This is a genomic window from Streptomyces sp. NPDC088252, assembly GCF_044740965.1.
Taxonomy (GTDB): domain Bacteria; phylum Actinomycetota; class Actinomycetes; order Streptomycetales; family Streptomycetaceae; genus Streptomyces.
This window is the reverse complement of sequence record NZ_JBIURS010000016.1, coordinates 85684-98422: the sequence shown is the minus strand read 5'-3', so window position 1 is coordinate 98422 and position 12739 is coordinate 85684. Positions and strand designations below refer to the sequence as shown.

The window sequence follows — 12739 nt, the reverse complement described above, 5'->3', positions numbered from 1 at the left end:
GCCGGTGAGGAGCTTGAGACGGGTGGGTCTGCCGTGGTGCGCGCCGTCGCCGGGCGCCGCTGGTTCAGACGAGACGGACGGGCTTGTCGGTGCGCACGCCGACCGAGGCGAGCCATGACCGCAGCGGTGCCGCGTCCCCGTCCTCGACGAGACTGAGGACCGGACTGCCCAGATCCGCCCGGCGCTCGCCGTCGACCAGCAGCGCGGGGCCGTCGAGCCAATCGAGGCCGGGGGCCGCGCCAGCCGTGTCGACGGCGGCACAGCAGACCATGGCCGCGACGTGGTCGGCGAGCAGCTCCGTACCCGTACGGGGCGGCTGGAGCGAAAAGATCGGGAGGGAGTCGGGGCCCCAGAGGTCCAGGATGTTCCCGCCCGCGCCGACGGCACCCGGGGTGCCCGCCGGGCTCGACGCGCCGTCGGCCGGTGGCCGGCGCTGGGCCGCCGCCTCCTCGCGGGCCACCGCGGCGCTGATCCCGGCCGCGAGCTCCTCGCCGCTTCCGCCCCCGCCGGCCAGATGGTCGACGACACGGGCCAGCGTGGGCACCCCGGCATCGACGGAGAATGCGGGACGGCCCGGTCCCGAGGCGTCGGCGGCCGGTCCGGGCGCCACCCCCATCGAGTCCAGGACACGATGCAGCCGGGCGGCCTCGGTACGCCACTTCCGGTCGACGACCTCATCCGGGTACTGCTGCCAGTCGACCGGCGACCAGTCGGGACCGGACTCCGCCGGACCGCCGTGGAAGAGCCGGGCAGCCAGCAGGGATGCCGCCTCGTCGGCCGCGCCCGGTTCCTCCAGGAGGTCACAGGCGGGGCGTTCGCCGAGCCGGGAGGTGAACCCGTCGGCGAGCCGGTCGCGCCGGGAGAGCTCGGTGAGCGCGGACACGACACCCGCGTCCAGCCGGGACGGCCAGCGGCCCATCTGCCAGGCGGGCAGCGCGACCCGGGTGAGCAACCGGTCCCAACCCGCGTAGGCGAGACCGACCTGCTCCTGCGCGACGATCCGAAGACCGTGGTCCACACCCTGTGCACGAACCGACGCGGCGGCGGCGACGCCCCGCTCCATCTCCGCGGCATGGCTGCGACAACTGCGCAGCAGCAACCGGGCGATCCAGCCGACGAAGAGGCGTGGCACTCTGCGCACCCCGGACAGCGGCCCCGGAACGGGCACGGCCGCGTCGGCGACCGCTCCGTCCAGCCCTCGTACGAAACGACGCGCCGCCGCCATGTCGGGATGCGCGGAGGGCCCCGTGCCCGCCACGACCGGGGCGAGCACCGCCCGTAGCTCCGCGACCCGCATCCACCACAGGAACGGCGAACCGATGACCAGCACGGGAGCCGCCTTCACCCGGCGGCGGACCCGGCCCGCGGAACGCGCTGCCCGATCGGCTCCGAGGCCCGTCGTGAACTGCTGCACGGCGGGGTGGGTGCGGTCCTCCAGCCAGCTGTCGCAGTCGGGCGTGAGCGCTATCGCCGACGGCGCGGGAACCCCGAGCCGTTCGGCGAGGTCCCTGACCAGACGGTAGAGATCCGGGGCGGCTTCCTCCGCGAGCGGGACGGTCGGACTGATCGCCGGCCTCGCTCGTACGATCGCGACGGCGACCGCCGTGGCGAGCAGGAGCACGACGACCGCGCAGGCCGTCACGGCCCAGCGCGCCGCGTCCCAGCCGGTGCCGACGGCATGGCCCTGGGCACCCGCGACGAGCAGCACGACGGCGACCGCCGCCGGCAGGATGGCCGCGGCGGTCGCCCTGCTGCGGATGCGCAGCAGGGCGAGAGCTCGGGCACGCGCACTCTGCGCACCGAGCTCCTCAGTTGTACCGGTACCGGACACGGCCGGACGTCACCCCCTCTGCCCCCGCGGCGGTGTTGTTCACTCCCCCACTGTGGCACCCGTCACTGACATCGCAATGCCAGTGAGCCATGTGCCGGAATGCTTGCGCCGCACCCTAGTTGGGGCCTCGACGGACGTCATCCGGATGGCTCAGTCGTCACTCGATGGAATGGCTTTGGGCAAAGGTGCTGACGCGCCGCCGTCCTTGGGGCAGCGGCGCGTCGGTGGGTGTCCGCGGGGTCCGGCGAGTGGTCCACGGGTCCCGTCCCGGTCTCAGGCTCCCGCAGCCTTCTTGGCGATGTCCGTGCGGAACTGCGAGCCGTCGAGCCGGATCCGGGCAACCGCCGTGTAAGCACGCTCACGGGCGGCCGCGAGGTCCTTTCCGGTCGCGGTCACGGACAGCACGCGGCCGCCCGCGCTGACGATCGTGTCGCCGTCCCGCCTGGTCCCGGCGTGCAGGACGTACGCGTCCGGGGCATCCTGCGCCGCCACGTCGTCGAGCCCTTCGATCGGGTCACCCGTCCGCGGCGTGGCCGGGTAGTCGTGCGAGGCGATGACCACGGTGACAGCGGCCTCGTCACGCCATTTCAGCGGGGGCAGTTCGTCGAGGGTGCCGTTGGCGGAGCCCAGCAGGACACCTGCCAGTGGAGTCTTCAGACGGGCCAGGACCACCTGGGTCTCGGGGTCACCGAAACGGGCGTTGAACTCGATCACCCGCACGCCGCGCGAGGTGATCGCGAGGCCCGCGTACAGCAGCCCGGAGAACGGGGTGCCGCGGCGACGGAGCTCGTCGACGGTCGGCTGCAGCACCGACTGCATGACCTCGTCGACCAGCTTCGGGTCGGCCCACGGGAGCGGGGAGTAAGCGCCCATGCCACCGGTGTTCGGTCCCTCGTCGTCGTCCAGGGCGCGCTTGAAGTCCTGCGCGGGCTGGAGAGGCAGCACGGTGGTGCCGTCCGTGATCGCGAAGAGGCTGACCTCGGGGCCGTCGAGGAACTCCTCGATGACCACCCGGTCGCAGCCCAGGGCATGGGCGCGGGCCGTCTCGACGTCGTCGGTGACGACGACGCCCTTTCCGGCGGCGAGCCCGTCGTCCTTGACGACGTAGGGAGCGCCGAAGGCGTCGAGTGCGGCGTCGATCTCGGCGGGCGTGGTGCAGACGTAGCTGCGGGCGGTCGGGACGCCCGCCCCGGCCATCACGTCCTTGGCGAACGCCTTGGAGCCCTCCAGCTGAGCCGCCTCACCCGAGGGGCCGAAGCAGGGAATGCCCACGGCACGCACGGCGTCGGCGACCCCGGCGACGAGCGGCGCCTCCGGGCCGACGACCACCAGTTCGGCGCCCAGGTCGGCGGCGAGGCGCGCGACGGCGTCACCGTCGAGAGCGTCGACCGGGTGCAGTTCGGCCACCTCCGCGATGCCGGCGTTGCCGGGAGCGCAGTACAGAGCGGTGACGTCGGGGTCGAGGGAGAGAGAGCGGCACAGGGCGTGTTCGCGGGCGCCGCCGCCGATGACGAGGACCTTCACGGGGTGCAGCCTAACCGCCGGGGCACGACGGCCTTGACGGACGCCGCTCTGTGGACACCCGGGGTGCGCGACCGCGGCCTCGCGACCACGCGCCCCGCGCGACCGGGAACCGCGTCCGGGGGCGGGTGCGGCGTCCGGGAACCGCGACCAGGTGCCGCGCCCGGGAACCGCGTCCGGGGGCGGTGCCCGGCTGCCCCGGTTATTCGTTGGTGAACTCTTCCACGACCGTGGCGCCCAGCTCCCGGACGATCAGGTCGTGCCCGGAGAGGGCCGAGTCGACGAGGTCCGGGTCGTCCGCCTCGGGGATGTCGTCCTCGGGAGCGACCGGGCGCGGGGGCTCGGGCGCGGAGTACGACGGCGGGGCGGGCTCCGCGGCGGGAGCGGAGCTCGGCTGCTGGGCCGGGGCGGGGGCGGTCCGGGGTTCGTACTGCTGCTGAGGCGCGGGGGCCGGGCGCTGCGCGACGGGCGGCGCGGCGGCGGGGCGACCGCCACCGGTCTGCGGGGGTGCTCCGGCGCCGCCCGACGGGTCGACGATCGCCTCGATCTTCCACTGCGCGTTGAACCGCTCGGCGAGGGCCTGCTTCAGCACGTCCTCGCTGCCACTGCTCGCGAAGTTGTCGCGGGCGCCCGCGTTCAGGAAGCCGATCTGCAGGGTGGTGCCGTCGAAACCGGTGACCTGGGCGTTCTGGCTGAGCAGGATCCAGGTGAACCTGCGGCGGTTCTTCACGGCCTCCAGGATGTCGGGCCACATGTTGCGTACCTGGCCGGCGCCCTGCGTCATTCCCGGGTTCGGCTCGGCGGCGGGCGCCGGAGCGGCGCTCGGCTGCTGGGCCTGAGCGGGGGCGGCCTGCGGGGCCGGCGAGCGGCCGGGGGCGGAGGCGGCCGGCCAGCCACCGGGACGGCGGCCGGACTCCGGCGCGGCGGCGGTGGGCCAGGCACCGGGACGCTGACCGCCCGCGGGAGCCGGGGCCCCGGCCGGCGGCTGAGGCGCTGCGGCAGCGGCTGCGGCGGGGGCCGTGGGTTGCGCGGGTGCCGGGGGCGCTGCGGCAGGTGCGGGCGGCGCTGCGGGGGCGGGGGCCTCGCCCCGTACCGCCGCACGCGCGGCAGCGGGTCCGGCGCCGGGCTGCACGGCCGGCGCGACGGGGGCGGGGGCATGGGCCGGTGCCTCCGGCCCCGGCGCATACCCCATGGCGGGGCCCGTACCGGCGGTCGCGAAGGACGCGCCGCGCTCCAGCCGGTCCAGCCGCGCCTGCAGCGAACGCTCGTCGTCGAAGGCCGCGGGCAGCAGCACCCGGGCGCAGATCAGCTCGACCTGGAGACGCGGCGAGGTCGCCCCGCGCATCTCCGTCAGTCCCTCGTTGACCAGGTCGGCGGCGCGGCTCAGCTCGGCGGCGCCGAAGACGGACGCCTGAGCCTGCATCCGCTCGACGACGTCGGCGGGTGCGTCGATCAGCCCCTTCTCCCCGGCGTCCGGCACGGCGGCCAGGATCACCAGGTCACGCAGGCGCTCCAGGAGGTCGGCGACGAAGCGGCGCGGGTCGTTGCCGCCCTCGATCACCCGGTCCACGACCTCGAACGCCGCGGCCCCGTCGCCCGCCGCGAAGGCGTCCACGATCGAGTCCAGCAGCGAGCCGTCCGTATAACCGAGCAGCGCGGTCGCCATGGCATATGTCACACCGTCGTCGCCCGCGCCGGCCAGCAGCTGGTCCATCACCGACATCGAGTCACGCACGGAACCGGCCCCGGCGCGCACGACGAGCGGCAGCACACCGTCCTCGACCGGGCTGTTCTCCTTGCCGCAGACCTCCGCGAGGTACTCGCGCAGCGTGCCCGGCGGGACGAGACGGAACGGGTAGTGGTGCGTACGCGACCGGATGGTGCCGATGACCTTCTCGGGCTCGGTGGTCGCGAAGATGAACTTGAGATGCTCGGGCGGCTCCTCGACCACCTTCAGCAGGGCGTTGAACCCCGCTGACGTGACCATGTGCGCCTCGTCGATGATGTAGATCTTGTAACGACTCGACGCGGGACCGAAGAACGCCTTCTCCCGCAGATCACGGGCGTCGTCCACGCCACCGTGCGATGCGGCGTCGATCTCGATCACATCGATCGATCCCGGCCCGTTGCGCGCGAGGTCCCGGCAGGACTGGCACTCCCCGCACGGCGTGGGTGTCGGGCCCTGCTCGCAGTTCAGGCAACGGGCGAGGATGCGCGCGCTGGTCGTCTTGCCGCAACCGCGCGGACCGCTGAACAGGTACGCGTGATTGACCCGGTTGTTCCGCAGGGCCTGCTGCAGCGGGTCAGTGACATGCTCCTGCCCGATGACCTCGGCGAACGACTCGGGGCGATAGCGGCGGTACAGCGCAAGGGACGACACACATACGAGGTTATCCGGGCCGACCGACAAGCGGCCCCGGACGGGACGAAGCCCCACCCCGTACCCTCCCAGGAAACACAAGGGCCCCCCACGCACCCGCCAGAGCCGACCTACCCTTGCTGCCTTCCGGCCCTGGGGGAGTTCAGTCAGATAGCGCCACGTGAGGGGCTGACGCCCACCTTAGCCGATCCCCACCCCCGTCGGTCCACTGCCCCACCCTCCCGAACCGCCCCGGACGAGCCCGAGCGGATCTTGAGGGGAACGGGTTCGCGAGCACTCCTCAACGTCTTGTATTGTTTGCCGCGGAGGATTCGCCTAGTGGCCTAGGGCGCACGCTTGGAAAGCGTGTTGGGGGCAACCCCTCACGAGTTCGAATCTCGTATCCTCCGCCATTGCTCTCACCGGGCAATACGTCGAAGGGCCCCACCGCTTGCGGTGGGGCCCTTCGCGTCTCCCCGTCTCAGTTTCCGTCTCAGTTGGGGTCTGCGGCCCGCTATGCGGGGTCCGAGCCGGTGTCGGGGCCTGCCTCCTCGGTTGCGTCACCGACCTGCTTGGCGACGTTCTTCAGCATGGGACCGGTGACGTGCAGGTACCCGGCGCGCATCCGCGCCGAGCCGCCGGGCTCCCAGCCCGTGATCGCGTCGACCACCACATCGGGGACTCCCAGCAGCAGGAGCATGGTCCCGGCGATGTGGCGTGCGTCATGAAGACGGCCGTCCCGCACGCCGGCGTCGTCCAGAGCTTCTTCCAGTGCTGGTAGACGGTATTCGGAATGAGCGGGCCCCAGTCGGCTGCGCGAAGACGCACCCCTTGTCCTCCCACTCGTCCCCGGCTTGCTTCCGCTCCCACGCCTGGGCGTCCTGGTGCTCCCGGAGGAGCTTGATGATCGGGTCCCGAAGCCCGATGGTGCGGCGGCCGGCACGCGACTTGGTGTTCTTGAACTCGCGGCGTCGGTCGTTCTGCTTCACGGAACGCCCTCGGCGGGGTTCAGCGGCACAAGGCGGTGTCCACGGCGCGTTCGAGATTCCTCCGGCCCGCCTCGTCGGTGAGCTGCATGGTGACCGCGACGTTGATGGCGCGGCCGTCGTCGGTGGCGCCGCCCCGGGTCTCGTACCCCGGGAAGCTGCCGCCGTGGCCCCAGGAGAGGCCGCCGCACGGCAACGGCCTGCTGACAAGTCCAAGTCCGTAGCGGGCACCGGGGCCGAAGGTCGCTTCGGCGGGGACGGTGGAGCGCATCTGGGCGAGCTGGGCCGAGGGCAGGAGGCGACCGGCCAGGAGTGCGCTGAAGAAGCGGTTGAGGTCGGAGCCGGTGGAGACCATCTGGCCTGCCGCCCAGCCCCAGGAGGGGTCGATCTCCGTGATGTCGCGCAGCGGCGCGTCCGCCGATTCCCGGTAGTAGCCGTGGGGGTGGGGCTCCCGGATACTCGCGTCACCGGGGGCGGGGAAGTAGGTGTGGCGCAGCCCGGCGCGTCGGACGACGCGCCGGTCGATCTCCTCGGCCAGGGGGCGGCCGGTGACCTTCTGGACGATCAGGCCGGCGAGCACGTAGTTGGTGTTGCTGTACTTCCAACTCGTCCCGGGGGCGAAGTCGGCCGGGTGCTGGAGGGCTGTGGCGAGCAGTTCGCGGGGGGCGTAGTACCGGACGTCGTCCCCGAGGTGATTGCTGTAGTTGGGGAGTCCGCTGGTCTGCTGGAGGAGCTGGCGGACGGTGATGCGCCGTCCGTCGATCCCCTCCCCGCGGACGAGGCCGGGCAGGTAGGCGTCGACGGAGGCGTCCAGGTCCACCCTCCGCTCCGCGACGAGCTGGAGGACGACGACCGCGACGAAGGTCTTGGTGTTGCTGCCGATCCGCACCTGCCCGTCGACGGGTACCGGTGCGCCGGTGGCCAGGTCGCCGAGCCCTGCGGTGTAGGTCCGGGTGCGGCCGTCACGGTCCTGGACGCTCGCCAGCGCGGCGGGCATCCCGTCGTCGCGCACCAGCGCGTTCAGGCTCTGCTGGACGGCGTCCGGCCTGACGGCGGAGGCGGCGGGCGGGGCGAGGGCGCCCAGTGTCATGACGCCGACGGCCACCGCCGCCGCGGCGGGCAGGGCCCGTCGCCGCGTGCCCTGCTGCCGGCCCGGCGAGCGAAGCCCTTGCCGTGTCTGTCCACGCATGAGTCAACTCCTGAGGAATCGTTGGATCGTCATTCGGGTTGCCGGGTTGCCGGGTTGCCGGGTGCGTGATTCAGCCGCACAGGGCCCTGTCCACGGCGTCCTTCACGTGCTGCGTGGCCGCCTCGTCCGTCGGGATGCTGGTGACCGCGACGTTGGCGGCGCGGCCGTCGTCGGTGATACCGCCCCGGGTCTCGTATCCCGCGATGTCGCCGCCGTGGCCCCAGTAGACGCCGCCGCACGACAGCGGCCTGCTCGCGAGCCCCAGCCCGTAGCGGAGGCCGGAGGTCCCGGCGGGGACGGTCGTGCGCATCTCGGCAAGCTGGGCCGCCGGGAGGAGCCGACCGGCGAGGAGCGTGGTGAAGAAGCGGTTGAGGTCGGAGTTGGTGGAGATCAACTGGCCTGCGGCCCAGCCTGCGGAGGGGTCCATCTCCGTAAAGTCGCGCAGCGGTCCGTCCGCCGCGTTGCGGTGGAACCCCTGGGGGTGCGGCTCTCGGATGGTCATCTCGCCGGGGGCGGGGAAGTAGGTGTGGCGCAGCCCGATGCGCTTGATGATGCGCCGGTCCATCTCCTCGGCGAGGGGGCGGCCGGTGACCTTCTGGACGATCAGGCCGGCCAGGACATAGTTGGTGTTGCTGTACCCCCACGTCGTCCCTGGAGCCGCGTCGGCCTTGTACCGGAGGGCGATGTCGAGCAGCTCGCGGGGCTCGAAGTACCGGTTCCTGATCTCGTCGTCGTCGACGTGGATGCCGTACTCGGGGAGTCCGCTGGTGTGCTGAAGGAGCTGGCGGACGGTGATGCGGCGCCCGTCGATTCCCTCTCCGCGGACGAGGCCGGGCAGGTAGGTGTCGACGGTGGCGTCGAGGCCGATCTTCCCTTCGCCGACCAACTGCAGGACCACGACCGCCGTGAACGCCTTGGTGTTGCTGCCGATCCGTACCTGGCCGTCCCTGGGCACCTTCGAGCCGGTGGTCAGGTCGCCGACTCCTGCGGTGTAGGTGCGGGTGCGGCCGTTCCGGTCCTGGACGCTCGCCAGCGCGGCGGGCATCCCGTCGTCGCGCACCAGCGCGTTCAGGCTCTGCTGGACGGCGTCCGGCCTGGCGGCGGCAGCAGCGGAGGCGGCGGGCGGGGCGAGGGCACCCAGCGTCATGACGCCGATGGCCACCGCGGCCGCGGCCGACACGGCTCGTCGCCGCCTGCCCTGCTGCCGGGTCGAGGAACGAAGGCCCTGTCGGGTCTGAGCACGCATAAGTCAACTCCTGGAGAATCGTTTGGTCGGGGCACGATCCTGGTTCCCAGGGCCCTCTGACCGCATCGCGGGAAGGCGGGAGAAATCGCTCCCCCGATCGGGGGAGGCTGCTGGTAGGTTGCCCGGCAATACTGGCGGCCATGATCAGGGGAATTCGGCCGCTGCTGCGCGGCTCCACGTATTCGGGTGTGCTGTTCGCCTATTGCGGCGCGCTGGCGAGCCTTCCGCTGCTGCCTTTCGCCCTGTTGCCGGCGCTGTCGTGGCGATCCGCTCCCAAGAGCGTGCAGTTGGTCCTGGTCCTGCTGTTCTGGGCGGTACTGGTCGGCGTGGTCGGACTGGCGCGCCCCGTACGGCGGGCGCTGGTCGTGTCCGCCCGCCGACTGCTGCGGGTGTCGCTGCCGGATCCGGTGGCCGGTCGCCGGGCCTCCGGTTCACTCGGCCTCGACCGCTGGCGGACCCCGCTCTGGCTGGTCCTGCACGTGGCCGTCGGGTGGACGGGGGCGCTGGCGAGCGGGGTGCTGTTCATCATGGGCCTCTCCCTGCCGGGGAACTGGCTCGGCGGCGAGGCACGGGCGAGTCTGTTCGGCACGTCGGTCCGGGTGTCGGGCGGGTGGAGCTGGGTGGTGGCGGCCGTGTGCATCCTGCTGGCGGTGGCCGTCTGCGTACTGGTGACGAAGGCTCTGCGGTGGTCGGCGCCAAGGCTGCTGGGGCCGTCGGCGGCCGAACGGCTCGCGCTGGCTGCCGCGCGGGAACTGCTGCTGGCCGAACGCAACCGGATTGCCCACGAGTTGCACGACTCGATCGGGCACACGCTGACGACGGCCACCATCCAGGCGGCGGTGGCGGACGAGGTGCTCTCCGCCGACCCGGCGGCGGCGCGGGCCGCCATGCGCAGCATCGAGGAGTCGACGCGGGCCGCGCTGGAGGACTTGGACTACGTGCTCGGAGTGCTGCGCGAGGAACAGTCGGGGACGGCGCCGACCCGGACCCTGGCCGACCTCCCCGAGCTGCTGGACCGCCTGCGGCACGCGGGGGCGGTGGTGGAACCGGAGCTGTCGGGCGAGCTGGCGCAGGTGCAGGGGACGCTCTCCCGGGCGGCGTACCGGATTCTCCAGGAGGGGTTGACGAACGCGCTGCGCCACGGGGCGGGCGGCCCGATCGAGGTCCGAGTGGCGGCCGGGCCGGACGGACTGGATCTCACGGTGGTCAACCGGACCGGGGCACGGATGGGCCCGGGCCCGGGGGTCTTCCCGACCTCAGGTCACGGTCTGCCCGGACTGTCCGAGCGCGTCCGGCTGCTGCATGGTGAGTTCCAGGCCGGCCCGGACGGGACGCAGCACTGGCGACTGGCCGTCCGGCTGCCGGTACGGGTGCCGGCGTGAGTGGAGCCGACGCGAGCGAAGGCATGGCCCTCCCCGCCGTCACCAGCCCCGCCGTCACCCTCCTGATCGCTGACGACGACGAGGTGACCCGCAGCGGCCTGCGCATGCTGCTCGCCGCACAGCCGAGGATCACGGTGGTCGGCGAGGCCGCCGACGGCGTCGAGGCGGTCGAACGGGCGCGGAGCCTACGGCCGGACGTGGTCCTGATGGACGTCCGGATGCCGCGTCGCAACGGGATCGAGGCCACCCGCCAACTGCTGGCCGAAGCGGCCGACCCGCCGAAGGTCGTGGTGATCACCACCTTCGAGAACGACGGCTACGTCACCGCCGCCCTCAGCGCGGGCGCCAGCGGCTTCGTCCTCAAGCGCCTCCCGGTCCGCCAGATCGCCGAGGCGGTCCGGGTGGTGGCGGCGGGCGAAGCAGTCCTCTTCCCGGCCGCACTGGGCCGCATGGTCGCCGCCCGCCCGCTGGGCTCCGCCGAGGTCCTGCCGCAGGCCGCCCTGACCGGCCGGGAAGAGGAGGTGCTGCGCCTGATGGCCACCGGGCTCTCCAATCCGGAGATCGCGGAGTCCCTCACGGTGAGCCTGGAGACGGTCAAGACCCACGTCGGAAACGTGCTGACCAAGCTCGGTGCGCAGAACCGGACCCATGCGGTCGTGATCGCGTACGAATCCGGCCTGGTGGTACCGGGCTTCGCCGGCTGACCGGCTTCAGCTCCTCTTCGCGGTCGCCCGCAGGCTCAGTACCGGCCGCGACGTAGCGCCGCCTTGAAGTCCACGGTGTCAGCGATCCTGGCCTCGATAACGCGGCCGTGGAACCGGGATCGGTGCAGTTCAGCCTGAGTGAGTGGTGTTGTCAGGCTGCGAGGCTGAGTTTGCCCTGGTAGCGGGACTGGCGGACGGGGTGGTGCTCCTGCTTGAGGTGCCAGGCGAAGTAGACGTCTAAGTCGCTGTTGCTGGTCAGGGCCCGCAGTTTGAGGACGGCTCCGGCCCGCGACCACCGGGCCCCGGTGATGCCGAGACGGTCTTTGACCGGGTGGCGGAACGGTGGAAGCACCAGACGGCCTTCCACAGGTATTCAAGGACGTGGACGAAGTCCACGACGATGTGCACGGTGACGGCGCGGACGGCGGCCTCGGTCTAGAACTGCTCGATCTGCGCCTTCGCGCCCTCGATCAGGACGATCCAGGTGCGGGCGTGGATCGGGTCGCGCTGCTCGGCCTGGTCGAACACCTGCGAGATCACGGTCTGGATGTTGTCGGTGACGCTGCCGGTCAGCCACTTGTTGAACGCAGCCGCGGCGGGCAGGGCCCGTCGCCGCTGTCGTCGCCGTGGTCGGGGGTAATGACATCGTCGACGCGGCGGGAACGCGGCTCGGCGTCGTAGACGGGTGCGCATCTTGTTGCCGCCCTTGGCCTCGGCGGCCCTGCGAGTGGACTCGGTCAGCGCCGCCGGCGTCGCCCCATGCGAAGCACAGGGTGCGCCGGAGGTGCTGCCATCCTGGGTTCGGGTGAGTCGGGACACGACAAACTGACCCAGACCGGCCGTGTGACGCTTGCCGACGCGCGAGCACTGGTGGAGGTTCTGGACACCGGCGACCGGATGGACCCGGTGATCGGGGACCGTACGTTCAAGACGAAATCCAGCGAGGAGCTGCTGGTCGAGTGGGGGAAGGCAGCACGACTGCTGCGGACCTCGGGCGGGCGCCTGCTGCCGGTGAAGGGGCGCCCTTGCTGATGAGGCAGTGACTCTCGCTGCTCAGTACGCATCCGGACTTCGAGGTGCCGGCATCCCCCGCGGATCACCATCTCTTTGCCGTTGAAGGCATCCGAGACGCTGCGCCGGTTGGCCGCGGGCACCTCGGCCTCGGCGCCTGGGCCGCACCTCGTAGCGGTCTCAACCACACTCAGATGCGAGTCGCGCTCAAAGACGCGGGCGGTGATCTCGCGGGACAGACCGGGACGGTTCGGGTGCAGTCCGGGGCGCGCTCTATCCCTCGGCGTAGCGCAGGAACTGCCAGCCCAGCACGGCCAGAGCAAGCATCTGCGCGATGGAGACGATCAAGAGCAAAGGCTGGACAGCACGAGAACACCAGAATGCGATCACGCAGGTCATCGGCAATGCCAAGTACGTGAACAGATCGACAGCGGATTGCAGACGCTTGCGCGTTGCGCGGTTTGCGTCACCACGGTGGTAGACCTCCCAACCGAACACGGCACCGCGGGC

General features: G+C 72.0%; 12 protein-coding genes, 1 tRNA gene and 1 other RNA gene. 4 read left to right on the top strand and 10 right to left on the bottom strand.

The window, feature by feature from the left end; translation table 11 throughout:
* Positions 1 to 64: 64 nt before the first annotated feature.
* The 4 genes from ACIOHC_RS28640 to ffs all read right to left on the bottom strand — a co-directional run bounded on the left by ACIOHC_RS28640 (position 65) and on the right by ffs (position 5905).
* The gene (locus ACIOHC_RS28640) at positions 65 to 1831 is read right to left on the bottom strand and encodes a hypothetical protein (protein ID WP_351076825.1); all 1767 of its coding nucleotides are present in this window, start codon (positions 1829 to 1831) and stop codon (positions 65 to 67) included.
* A 273-nt stretch (positions 1832 to 2104) separates the two neighbouring features.
* Positions 2105 to 3355: a phosphoribosylamine--glycine ligase gene (gene purD / locus ACIOHC_RS28635; RefSeq protein ID WP_351076822.1), complete on the bottom strand. Its 1251-nt coding sequence runs from the start codon at positions 3353 to 3355 to the stop codon at positions 2105 to 2107.
* 199 nt (positions 3356 to 3554) lie between these two features.
* On the bottom strand, positions 3555 to 5732 hold the full coding sequence (locus ACIOHC_RS28630) for a DNA polymerase III subunit gamma and tau (protein WP_351076819.1): 2178 nt from the start codon (positions 5730 to 5732) through the stop codon (positions 3555 to 3557).
* Between the two features lie 76 nt (positions 5733 to 5808).
* Positions 5809 to 5905, bottom strand: an RNA gene (gene ffs / locus ACIOHC_RS28625) — signal recognition particle sRNA small type.
* 131 nt (positions 5906 to 6036) lie between these two features.
* Here ffs and ACIOHC_RS28620 point away from each other — a divergent pair.
* A tRNA-Ser gene (locus ACIOHC_RS28620) sits at positions 6037 to 6124 on the top strand.
* A gap of 101 nt (positions 6125 to 6225) precedes the next feature.
* On the opposite strand, the gene ACIOHC_RS28615 is transcribed toward ACIOHC_RS28620, so the two are convergent.
* The 3 genes from ACIOHC_RS28615 to ACIOHC_RS28605 form a co-directional block, all read right to left on the bottom strand.
* Positions 6226 to 6411, bottom strand: a complete 186-nt coding sequence (locus ACIOHC_RS28615) for a hypothetical protein (RefSeq protein ID WP_401844536.1) — start codon at positions 6409 to 6411, stop codon at positions 6226 to 6228.
* 308 nt (positions 6412 to 6719) lie between these two features.
* A complete protein-coding gene (locus ACIOHC_RS28610; protein WP_389637998.1) occupies positions 6720 to 7886 on the bottom strand; it encodes a serine hydrolase domain-containing protein in 1167 nt (388 codons plus the stop codon).
* 70 nt (positions 7887 to 7956) lie between these two features.
* Entirely contained in the window at positions 7957 to 9132 is a 1176-nt protein-coding gene (locus ACIOHC_RS28605) for a serine hydrolase domain-containing protein (RefSeq protein WP_401844533.1), read from the bottom strand.
* A gap of 140 nt (positions 9133 to 9272) precedes the next feature.
* On the opposite strand from ACIOHC_RS28605, the gene ACIOHC_RS28600 reads away from it, so the two are divergent.
* Both ACIOHC_RS28600 and ACIOHC_RS28595 read left to right on the top strand, forming a co-directional pair.
* Positions 9273 to 10514, top strand: a complete 1242-nt coding sequence (locus ACIOHC_RS28600; RefSeq protein ID WP_401844531.1) for a sensor histidine kinase — start codon at positions 9273 to 9275, stop codon at positions 10512 to 10514.
* 23 nt (positions 10515 to 10537) lie between these two features.
* The gene (locus ACIOHC_RS28595) at positions 10538 to 11218 is read left to right on the top strand and encodes a response regulator transcription factor (RefSeq protein WP_351086410.1); all 681 of its coding nucleotides are present in this window, start codon (positions 10538 to 10540) and stop codon (positions 11216 to 11218) included.
* 151 nt (positions 11219 to 11369) lie between these two features.
* Here ACIOHC_RS28595 and ACIOHC_RS28590 read toward each other — a convergent pair whose 3' ends face one another.
* The gene (locus ACIOHC_RS28590; RefSeq protein WP_401844529.1) at positions 11370 to 11570 is read right to left on the bottom strand and encodes a hypothetical protein; all 201 of its coding nucleotides are present in this window, start codon (positions 11568 to 11570) and stop codon (positions 11370 to 11372) included.
* 83 nt (positions 11571 to 11653) lie between these two features.
* A complete protein-coding gene (locus ACIOHC_RS28585) occupies positions 11654 to 12037 on the bottom strand; it encodes a hypothetical protein (RefSeq protein ID WP_401844527.1) in 384 nt (127 codons plus the stop codon).
* Positions 12038 to 12061: 24 nt separating this feature from the next.
* On the opposite strand from ACIOHC_RS28585, the gene ACIOHC_RS28580 reads away from it, so the two are divergent.
* Positions 12062 to 12250: a hypothetical protein gene (locus tag ACIOHC_RS28580; RefSeq protein WP_351086398.1), complete on the top strand. Its 189-nt coding sequence runs from the start codon at positions 12062 to 12064 to the stop codon at positions 12248 to 12250.
* Between the two features lie 252 nt (positions 12251 to 12502).
* Here the strand turns inward: ACIOHC_RS28580 and ACIOHC_RS28575 are convergent, their stop codons facing one another.
* Positions 12503 to 12727, bottom strand: a complete 225-nt coding sequence (locus ACIOHC_RS28575) for a hypothetical protein (RefSeq protein ID WP_389638002.1) — start codon at positions 12725 to 12727, stop codon at positions 12503 to 12505.
* Between the last annotated feature and the right edge of the window lie 12 nt (positions 12728 to 12739).

What these genes read in the sequence shown, in the direction of transcription:
- ACIOHC_RS28615 (WP_401844536.1), bottom strand. Translation starts at nt 6,411, where the DNA reads ATGCTCCTGCTGCTGGGAGTCCCCGATGTGGTGGTCGACGCGATCACG.
- ACIOHC_RS28610 (WP_389637998.1), bottom strand. Translation starts at nt 7,886, where the DNA reads ATGCGTGGACAGACACGGCAAGGGCTTCGCTCGCCGGGCCGGCAGCAG.
- ACIOHC_RS28605 (WP_401844533.1), bottom strand. Translation starts at nt 9,132, where the DNA reads ATGCGTGCTCAGACCCGACAGGGCCTTCGTTCCTCGACCCGGCAGCAG.
- ACIOHC_RS28600 (WP_401844531.1), top strand. Translation starts at nt 9,273, where the DNA reads ATGATCAGGGGAATTCGGCCGCTGCTGCGCGGCTCCACGTATTCGGGT.
- ACIOHC_RS28595 (WP_351086410.1), top strand. Translation starts at nt 10,538, where the DNA reads ATGGCCCTCCCCGCCGTCACCAGCCCCGCCGTCACCCTCCTGATCGCT.